6 protein-coding genes and 1 rRNA gene are annotated in these 9,363 nt (G+C 39.9%); 5 read left to right on the forward strand and 2 right to left on the reverse strand.

The features are described from left to right. Nucleotides 1-726 precede the first annotated feature (726 nt). Nucleotides 727-1,827 (reverse strand): hemolysin family protein, encoded by a 1,101-nt coding sequence (locus LVD47_RS22745; protein ID WP_236980931.1) that lies wholly within the window; start codon nt 1,825-1,827, stop codon nt 727-729. Between the two features lie 263 nt (nt 1,828-2,090). Between LVD47_RS22745 and rpsA the strand changes: the two genes are divergently transcribed. From rpsA to LVD47_RS22765, 4 genes are all read left to right on the forward strand, one after another. Next, entirely contained in the window at nt 2,091-4,076 is a 1,986-nt protein-coding gene (gene rpsA, locus LVD47_RS22750; protein ID WP_236980933.1) for a 30S ribosomal protein S1, read from the forward strand. Nucleotides 4,077-4,620: 544 nt separating this feature from the next. Beyond that, nucleotides 4,621-5,673 carry an NAD(P) transhydrogenase subunit alpha gene (locus tag LVD47_RS22755; protein ID WP_236980935.1) on the forward strand — a complete coding sequence of 351 codons (1,053 nt, stop codon included), beginning with the start codon at nt 4,621-4,623 and terminating at the stop codon, nt 5,671-5,673. Between the two features lie 9 nt (nt 5,674-5,682). Continuing rightward, nucleotides 5,683-5,991 (forward strand): NAD(P) transhydrogenase subunit alpha part 2, encoded by a 309-nt coding sequence (locus tag LVD47_RS22760; protein ID WP_236980937.1) that lies wholly within the window; start codon nt 5,683-5,685, stop codon nt 5,989-5,991. A gap of 6 nt (nt 5,992-5,997) precedes the next feature. Further along, entirely contained in the window at nt 5,998-7,380 is a 1,383-nt protein-coding gene (locus tag LVD47_RS22765) for an NAD(P)(+) transhydrogenase (Re/Si-specific) subunit beta (RefSeq protein ID WP_236980939.1), read from the forward strand. A gap of 108 nt (nt 7,381-7,488) precedes the next feature. Here the strand turns inward: LVD47_RS22765 and LVD47_RS22770 are convergent, their stop codons facing one another. Beyond that, the gene (locus LVD47_RS22770) at nt 7,489-8,841 is read right to left on the reverse strand and encodes an MDR family MFS transporter (RefSeq protein ID WP_236980941.1); all 1,353 of its coding nucleotides are present in this window, start codon (nt 8,839-8,841) and stop codon (nt 7,489-7,491) included. A gap of 453 nt (nt 8,842-9,294) precedes the next feature. Here LVD47_RS22770 and LVD47_RS22775 point away from each other — a divergent pair. After that, nucleotides 9,295-9,363 (forward strand): 16S ribosomal RNA (locus LVD47_RS22775); the annotation flags it as partial.

Consider the following 9,363-nt stretch of genomic DNA (forward strand, 5'->3'; position numbering starts at 1 on the left):
GGAAAAAGGAATGAAGGGAGGTGATATTTACCGCGGAGTCGCAATGTTCGCAAAAGTATCTCTGCGACCTCTGCGCCTTTGCGGTGCAATAAAACGGTATAGGAAAAAGAGAGGAATGAGGAGGATATAAAAACCGCAGGGCCGCAATGTTCGTGAAGGGATCTCTGCGACCTCTGCGTCTTTTCGGTGCAAAAAAGGGTATAGGAAAAGGAATGAAGGGAGGTGATAATAACCGCAGGGCGCAATGCAGGCGAAGGGATTTCTGCGACCTCTGCGCCTTTGCGGTGCAAAAAAGGGCATAGGAAAAGGAATGAAGGGAGGTGATAATAACCGCAGGGCTGCAATGTTCGTGAAGGATTCTCTGTGACCTCTGCGCCTTTGCGGTGCAAAAAAGAGGCATAGGAAAAAGGAATGAAGGGAGGTGATTATAACCGCAGGGCTGCAATGTTCGCGAAGGGATCTCTGTGACCTCTGCGCCTTTGCGGTGCAAAAAAAGCAGTATAGGAAAAGGAATGAAGGGAGGTGATTATAACCGCAGGGCTGCAATGTTCGCGAAGGGATCTCTGTGACCTCTGCGCCTTTGCGGTGCAAAAAAATGATATGGGAAAAAGGAATGAAGATTTAATTACTATAGCGCTGCAGTGGTCATTAAGGAGTAGCAATGCATTACTGGCGCCTTAATCATGAGTAATAATCTGATAGTAGGTTGTGAAACGGGTATTCTTGTTATTGGGGTTCTTGTTTGTCGTTGTTTTTATCAATCAATCCCAGTTTCCGGGCTCGATCTTCCCATTTCTTCCGGGCGAGCATTTGCATATCAACCGTATCGTCCAGTTCATCAACAATTTCCAAACCGAGGAGGGTTTCCATAATATCTTCCATGGTGACAATACCGGCCATCCCGCCGTATTTATCATGTACCATCACTATCTGCTGGCGATTATTCATCATTTGTTCGAATAATTCAGGCACGGGAATATCGGCAGAAACATTAGGGAGCGGCCGTGCTATTTCTTTCAATGGAAGCTCGCCCTCAGAATCAATCATTTTTGATAATAATTGATCTTTGAGGAAAAATCCTGAGATATTATCCAGGTGTTTGGAATAAAGAGGGATTCTAGAAAACCGTAAATTTTGATTCTCTTCGTGAAAATCTTTTATTTTCATTGATTCATCAGCAGCTTTGACGACTGTCCGGGGTGTCATTATATCATCGGCCTTTATTTTTTGAAATTTGAGCAAATTTTTAATGATTTGATGCTCATTTTTTTCAATCACTCCTTCTTTTGCTCCCATATCAGCCATTGCCGAAATATCGGTACGGCTTAGTACACTGGCACTCTTGTCTTTTTTTAAAAGTTTGGTAATCCATTGACTTAACCAGACCAAAGGATATAGTATAATAATAATCACATGAAGGGATCGCACCGTAAATCCTGTTATTGACTTCCAATAGCTTGCCCCAATGGTTTTGGGAATAATTTCAGAAAAAATTAATATCGCCAGGGTCATAGCTGCGGCGACAATCCCTTCTACGTTGGTATGAATTCCCAAAATGGAAAGTTCGGTGGTTCCCCAAATTTTAGCCGATTGTGCACCCACCCCAATAGCTCCTACCGTATGAGCGATGGTGTTGAGCGTAAGTATTGCAGATAGGGGTTTGTCAATATTACTTTTATACTCTTTCAGCTTTTTGCCAATCCAGGAATTTTCTTGTTCTTTTATTTCCACATAGGAGGGAGTAATACTTAATAATGACGCTTCCCACATAGAACACAAAAAGGAAAATATAATTGATAGTAAGAAAAACAGAACTAATAAAAACATGCTCGTTGATTATTCTTGAAATTGAAGGTAAGCAAAAAATCAAAACTTATAGGGGAAAGGACATTAATTTAGTTTATTTAATAAAAGGCAAAAGTAATCATTATATGAATAAGACAATACATAAATTCACCTGATTCAATATATTAATGAGCAAAATGCTTTTTTTATCAGTAATAAAACAGTACTTTTGCACTCCTAAAATTTTTTAACCACTTCCGACTCTCAAAATTACAGGGTACGGGATACAAAACCAAATTCTTCTTATGTCAGAAGAAAATAAATTATCAGAAGAGGAAAAAGTAGAAACTTCTGAAAATCAAGAACAACCAGAAACGAAAAAGGAGGAGGCAGCACCCGTTGCCGAAGCACCTGCAGAAACGGAGGAAAAAACTGAAGATTCAACTGAAAATGCTGAAACGGCTGAGCAGGTAGACGAAACACCTGTTGCTCATGATGATTTTGATTGGACAATAAAAAAATCACAGACACATTCCTACGGAGCTGATGAATTCGACCAATTACTACAGGAATATGATTCCACTTTTACGGACATTAATGAAAATGAAGTAGTAAAAGGGGTAGTGACGAATGTAAGGGATGGAGATGTAATCTTGGACATTAATTATAAATCCAATGGCGTAGTTGCCCTTTCGGAATTCAGGGAATACGATGAACTCAAAGAGGGTGATTCTGTAGATGTTTATGTAGAGAGAAAAGAAGATGAAAATGGCCAGCTTCAATTATCGAGAAGAAAAGCTCGGTTGCTGAAGACCTGGGATGCATTGAAAGACAGTTATCATAATGATACCATCATCAAAGGTAGCGTTATCAGTAAGACCAAAGGCGGTTTGATCGTTGATGTAAATGGATTGGAAACCTTTTTACCAGGTTCGCAAATTGATATTAAACCCATCATTGATTACGATTCATATGTCGGCAAATCAATGGAATTTAAGGTAGTGAAAATTAATGAAGCTATCAAGAATGCGGTTGTATCCCATAAAGCATTGATCGAAAGTGACCTTGCGGAACAGAGAGATCAAATAATCCAAAGTCTGGAGAAAGGTCAGGTACTTGAAGGAGTAGTGAAGAATATTACAGATTTTGGTGCATTCATGGATCTTGGAGGAATAGATGGACTATTATATATCACAGATATTTCCTGGGGACGGATAAATCATCCAAGTGAAGTGTTGGAATTAAATCAGAAAATCAACGTTGTTGTACTTGATTTTGATGACAACAAGAAACGTATTTCTTTAGGTCTTAAGCAATTGCAACCACATCCATGGGATGTCCTTGATCAGGAGATTAAGGAAGGTAGTAAAGTCGGAGGTACCATAGTCAATATTGAGGATTACGGTGCGTTCCTGGAAATTACTCCGGGTGTTGAAGGTTTGATCCACGTTTCGGAGGTGAGTTGGAGCAATCAACCGGTAAATGCACGTGAATTTTTCAAATTGGGACAGGATTTTGAGGCTATTGTCGTTACTATAGATCGAGAGGAGCGTAAAATGTCTTTGAGCCTTAAACAATTATCTGAAGATCCTTGGGATAAAATTGAGGAGAAATTCCCGATTGGTTCCAGACATTCAGGAGAAGTTAAAAACCTGACTCCCTATGGTGTTTTTGTAGAGCTTGACGAAGGGATTGGAGGAATGGTTCACATTTCAGATTTGTCCTGGACCAAGCGTTTCTCACATCCGTCTGAATATACCAAAGTAGGTAATGATCTTGAAATCGTGATCCTTGAGATCGATAAGGAAGATCGCAAGTTGACATTGGGACACAAACAAATAGAAGAGAATCCATGGGATACCTTTGAGAAAGTTTTCCCTGTAGGTTCGTACCATGAAGCCACTATCGTGAAAGTTGACGATAGAGGAGCTATTGTCCAGTTGCCATATGGGCTGGAAGCATTTGCTCCCATTAAGCATATCCGAAAGGAAGATGGAACAATGGGCCAGGTAGATGAAAGTATGACTTTCAAAGTACTTGAGTTTAATCGCGATGACAAGAGAATTCTTGTCTCCCACTTGAGGTATTTGGAAGACATCCAGAAAGAAGCCGATCAGAAAGTACGTAATGAGAAGAGACAGCAACGTGTGGAGACGAGGAAGACCATTCAAAAGCAACAAGGTAAGATTGAGAGAACTACCTTGGGTGATTTAAGTGATCTTGCGGCGTTGAGAAACCAGTTGACTGGTGATGACTCAGGAGCTTCTGCATCTGGTTCTGAAGAGGAATAATTTTCTCGGATTACACTACTAGAATATTGAATTATATAACTCTGGCTTGATTGCGGGTCAGAGTTTTTTTTGTGTAAAATGCATTGCGTTGCATACCCCGGACATAAATACAGAATATAGTAATACCCGGGTTTTAACGCCTGGATTTTTTTTGGAAGGTTGTGAGGAATGTAAATTGGCAGGTAATTATACTGTTGTAAATACAATAAGAGTTTATGTATCATGTATATATGAATTCTTTCTTTGTCTTCAAAAACAAAAATATAGGACTGTTTCAAAAGAAATATTACCAGTTATTGTTACATTTTCAATATCATTTCTATTGCGTTTTGAGAAAGGGAATAACATCTTTTTTATCATTTTCCAATTATAGCCTGATCTATAATTATTCTTGAATCTTACGATATTGATAATTAATGTGTTCGAACACAAACCAGGGAATATGGATGATTTTGAAGAAATTAAATGAATCATTTAATTGATGTTAAAATTATTCAATATTAATTATTATATATGCACCGCAATTAATAATTAATTATTATAAATGAAATTAGGAGTTTTAAGAACACCAGGTAGGGACATAATACCCATGAGTAAAAAGGTAATCAAGAAGTTATCAGATCTGGGTATTGATGTTTCAATTGAAAAACCGGTTGAACCCGTAGAATGGGAACCTGTCCTTTTTGGGGGTGATAACGTTTACGAAGAACGTACATCTATTCTGGAAAGTAGTGACATTCTTCTAAGTACCGGGTATCAGGAAATAGAGACTAAAAGCCAATATTGGATTGGGGAGTTTCAACCTTTCCGGGATGCGGAAGTTGCTGAAAAACTCAAATCCAAAAGTATTACAGGTTTGAGTTTGGATATGATACCGAGGATTAGCCGGGCTCAGGCAATGGATGTATTGTCTAGTATGGCATCAATTGCGGGGTATAAAGCCGTATTGAAAGCAGCAGACTTACTTCCGTTGTATTTCCCCATGATGATTACGGCTGCGGGAAGTGTTCGCCCTGCAAAGGTTTTAGTAATTGGTGCGGGAGTAGCAGGCCTCCAGGCAATAGCTACGGGAAAGAGATTGGGTGCGGTAATTGAGGCTTTTGATACTCGTTCTGCCGTAAAGGAGGAAGTAGAAAGTCTCGGTGGTAAGTTTGTTGAGGTAGCGGGAGCAAAAGACGAAGCTTCAAGTGGCGGGTATGCAGTTGAACAATCGGAAGATTACAAGAAAAAGCAGCAGGAAATTTTAGCAGCAAAAGCCAAAGATGCTGATGTAATAATCACCACGGCCCAATTGCGTGGAAGGCCTGCACCTAATATTGTAACGGCTGAAATAGTAGAGGCCATGAAGTCGGGATCTGTAGTTATTGATCTGGCTTCTTCTACAGGGGGTAATTGTGAATTTACTGAAGATAATAAGACCATTGTGAAGCACGGGGTAACCATTTTAGGGAATTCCTACCTCGCTGATACAATGCCATCGACGGCAAGTGAACTCTATGCGAATAATGTCATGAACTTTCTTGAGTTGATTATCAAGGAAGGGAAGGTGGAATTAGATATGGAAGATGAAATTATCAAATCTGCAAGAATATCATAAATATATATTATGGAACAAATCAATCTATTTTTTAATGAAAATCTATTAGAGATTTATGTTCTTCTAATGGCCATTTTCCTGGGTTTTGAATTGATTTCAAGAGTCCCGACAGTATTACATACCCCTTTAATGTCAGGTACGAATGCCATCAGTGGAGTGGTCACTTTGGGAGGTATTATATTAATCCGTTCTGCGGAAAGTACAGCATACTTACAACTTGTTTTAGGTGCTTTATCAATTATTTTGGGAATGATCAATATAGTTGGTGGATATGCCGTAACGGATCGGATGCTGAAAATGTTTAAAAAAGAGAAATAACAGATAATGGAAAGTTTGGTAGCTATATTATACTTGATAGCGGTTTTTGCATTTGCATACGGGATCCGGATGATGCGGCATCCCAAAACGGCTAAAAACGGTAATTTTATTTCATTGGTAGGGATGATTTTGGGGCTTATAGGAGCTATGATTCAACCCCTTGACAATGGAGACAATAATTATATTTGGATAATCGGTGCCATGATCGTAGGGGGTGCCATAGGGTTACCACTGGCACAAAAAGTGAAAATGACGGCTATGCCTCAGCTTGTGGCTATGTTCAATGGTCTGGGTGGGGCAAGTGCAACAACAATAGGTGTTGTCGAATTAATTAACATAAATAATCAAACGCCCGTCGGGGCAAAAGTAGTTAGTATCCTGGCTTTGATTATTGGAGCGATATCCTTTACAGGTAGTGTTTTGGCCTATCTAAAGCTGGAAGGAAAGCTCCGAAAGCAATGGGTGGTTCCGGGGCACAATTTTTGGAACCTGGTTATTATTTTGGTTATGATTGCACTCGGTGCAATGATATCTTCGGCGAACAGTGGGATCGGATGGCCATTGTATGTAATGATACTTTTGGCATTGTTTTATGGAATATTCTTTGTCTTCCCGATTGGGGGAGCCGATATGCCCGTAGTAATTTCCCTTTTGAATTCACTGACGGGGTTAAGTGCAGCTGCTGCAGGGGGTATATATGGCAACAAGGCTATGTTGATCGGTGGTATTTTGGTAGGCGCTTCGGGAACCATTTTGACAATTTTGATGTGTCAGGCCATGAATCGATCGCTCTGGAATGTTATCCTGGCTGGAAAATTCCAGGCTGGGGGTGGAGCTGGTTCTGACGAGGATCAGGTAATGAAAGAAATAACCAAACCGGATGCTGCGATTTTGATGCAATACTCTAAAAATGTGTTGGTGATCCCGGGATATGGATTAGCTGTTTCACAGGCCCAAAAAATTGTAAAAGAATTAGATGATTTATTGGCGACTACGGGTGTTGATGTACGCTATGCGATACACCCGGTAGCCGGTAGGATGCCAGGTCATATGAATGTTCTGCTCGCAGAAGCGGATGTTCCCTATGAAAAACTTCTGGATCTCGATGACGCGAATGCAGCATTGAAGGACACGGATGTAGTGTTGGTGATTGGGGCGAATGACGTAGTAAACCCATCTGCAAATGATGATCCCGGAAGTCCGATTTATGGTATGCCGATACTCAATGCACTTGACGCCAAGCATATCATTGTCATGAAGCGTGGACGCGGTACGGGGTACAGTGGTATTGAAAATCCGCTTTTTTTCCATGAAAAAACAAGGTTATATTTTGGGGATGCCAAAGCTTCTTTGAATGAAATTATTGCCGAATTGAAAGAGAACCTGTAGGTTCTTTATTTTCAAACTTTACCCGCGAGAAATTCCGGAGGGTTCTGGTGAAATAAGGGCCAACGGACTCGAAAAGCTGATAAAGATTAAAAACAGGAAGGGTATTAATTATCCTTCCTGTTTTTGGTTTACAGGCGCATTTCTCAGGTACAATCGTCTGCTGATAATCCAGGCAATGATTGCGATTATGAGACACGATATATAAGCGTGGAGGAACCCTTCCTGCATAAAGGCTCTATTCCCGGTCAACCTGGATCCTATGATGGCTGAAAGCAATGAGACGCCTACGGATCCTCCGATGGTTCGCGCAAACATTACTCCGGATGTCGATGAACCTAATTCCGTTTTGTCTGAATATTCCTGCATACTTAAAAGAGTGCCCAGCATACCAAAACCCATCCCTGATCCGATTACAAAACCACAAACAGAAAGGTAGATAACCGGTTGGTCGTACCATACAGAAAATCCTAAAAATCCAAAAACCAGTATGGTAAAGCCTAATTGGATAAGCCCCAAAAGGGAAATTTTGCCAAGAATCCTTCCACCTATAATATTAGTAATTGTCCACCCTACAACCATTGGGGTAAGAACCAGTCCAGCTGCTGTAGCGCCTTTATCTTCGACCCTTTGTACGTAAAGGGGCAGAAATGCCAATATTCCAAAATAAGACATTCCGGCCAGAAAATTTAGTATCAATGTAGATCCGGGTATGCGCATTTTCATACTTTTTACCGGAAGTAGAGGAAAAGGATGATTTTTTTCGATTAACCAGCACAATAACAAAAAGACAATACCTAGTACAATTAACCACCAAATTTGGATTTCAAGGCCGTAAACCAGAAAAGAGGCTCCGAGCGTAAATAAGATCGTTCCCTGCCAATCCAGTTGGAACAATGACGGAGAAATTTCTTCTTTGTAATATTCCCAAACCAGAATAAGAGCAATAATTCCGAATGGAATATTGAGAAAGAAAACGTATCTCCAATCGGTCAAATCCACAATTATTCCCCCGAGAACGGGGCCAAAAAGACCCGCAAGTCCCCAAACGCCACTCATATATCCCTGTACTTTAGCCCTTTTCTCCACGGAAAACATTTCAGCATTCATAATAAACGTAACCGGGGTTACGCAACCGGCCCCTAATCCCTGAATTATTCGCATTCCAATTAACATCTGCATGGAATCACTCAACCCACTTAATGTACTTCCCAGTAAAAACAGGAGGATCCCAAATATGTATATTTTTTTTCTTCCGTATAGATCACTGAATTTTCCCCAAAGGGGGCTGGATACAGTGGTAGTTAGTAAATAAACAGAGAAGGGTAATGCGTATAAGTGCTCTCCGCCTAATTCGTGTATTACCTCAGGCATGGCAGTGGCTACTACAGTACTTTCCATAGCAGCTAAAAAAACGCCCATGGTTAATCCGATGGCTGTTCTGGTTTTGTGAGCCGCTTTCATTTTTATATTTCCTGATGCGTCGCTGATAAGGTTAGGTTTTGAAAATGAAGATTCAATAAGATTAACGCACTTTTGGCGACTACAACTTTATAATAATGGAAAATGTTCTGTTGACTCAAATAAATTTATGTATTATCTTTTGAAGACAAGGGTTCCCTTTTCAGGTGAAAAAAAATATGTTGGAATCTGGTTTTTATCATTCCTTTTTAGATGGCTAATTTTCAATGTTTTAAGCGGGGAATATTGTGTTTTCGAAAATATGTTGGAATAAAAAGGGATAATTTTTTCAATATTTGTTTTTCAATTTAGAAAAAGCTTCTATCTTTGCAGTCCCTTCAAATATAGATAAACATTTTAAGATGGTTATCTGTGAAGGAAAGAAATACAAAAGAGTTCTTTGATAGAAAGGAAGAGCACAAAAGCTAGATTAAGGTTTGGATACACGAACTAAATACAATGGAGAGTTTGATCCTGGCTCAGGATGAACGCTAGCGGGAGGCTTAATACATGCAAGTCGTACGG

Source organism: Membranihabitans maritimus, from assembly GCF_021729145.1.
Taxonomy (GTDB): Bacteria; Bacteroidota; Bacteroidia; order Chitinophagales; family Saprospiraceae; genus Membranihabitans; species Membranihabitans maritimus.

Bases quoted from the DNA above. Each gene is read 5' to 3' on its own strand.
- LVD47_RS22745 (WP_236980931.1), bottom strand. From the start codon at position 1,827: ATGTTTTTATTAGTTCTGTTTTTCTTACTATCAATTATATTTTCCTTT.
- rpsA (WP_236980933.1), top strand. From the start codon at position 2,091: ATGTCAGAAGAAAATAAATTATCAGAAGAGGAAAAAGTAGAAACTTCT.
- LVD47_RS22755 (WP_236980935.1), top strand. From the start codon at position 4,621: ATGAAATTAGGAGTTTTAAGAACACCAGGTAGGGACATAATACCCATG.
- LVD47_RS22760 (WP_236980937.1), top strand. From the start codon at position 5,683: ATGGAACAAATCAATCTATTTTTTAATGAAAATCTATTAGAGATTTAT.
- LVD47_RS22765 (WP_236980939.1), top strand. From the start codon at position 5,998: ATGGAAAGTTTGGTAGCTATATTATACTTGATAGCGGTTTTTGCATTT.
- LVD47_RS22770 (WP_236980941.1), bottom strand. From the start codon at position 8,841: ATGAAAGCGGCTCACAAAACCAGAACAGCCATCGGATTAACCATGGGC.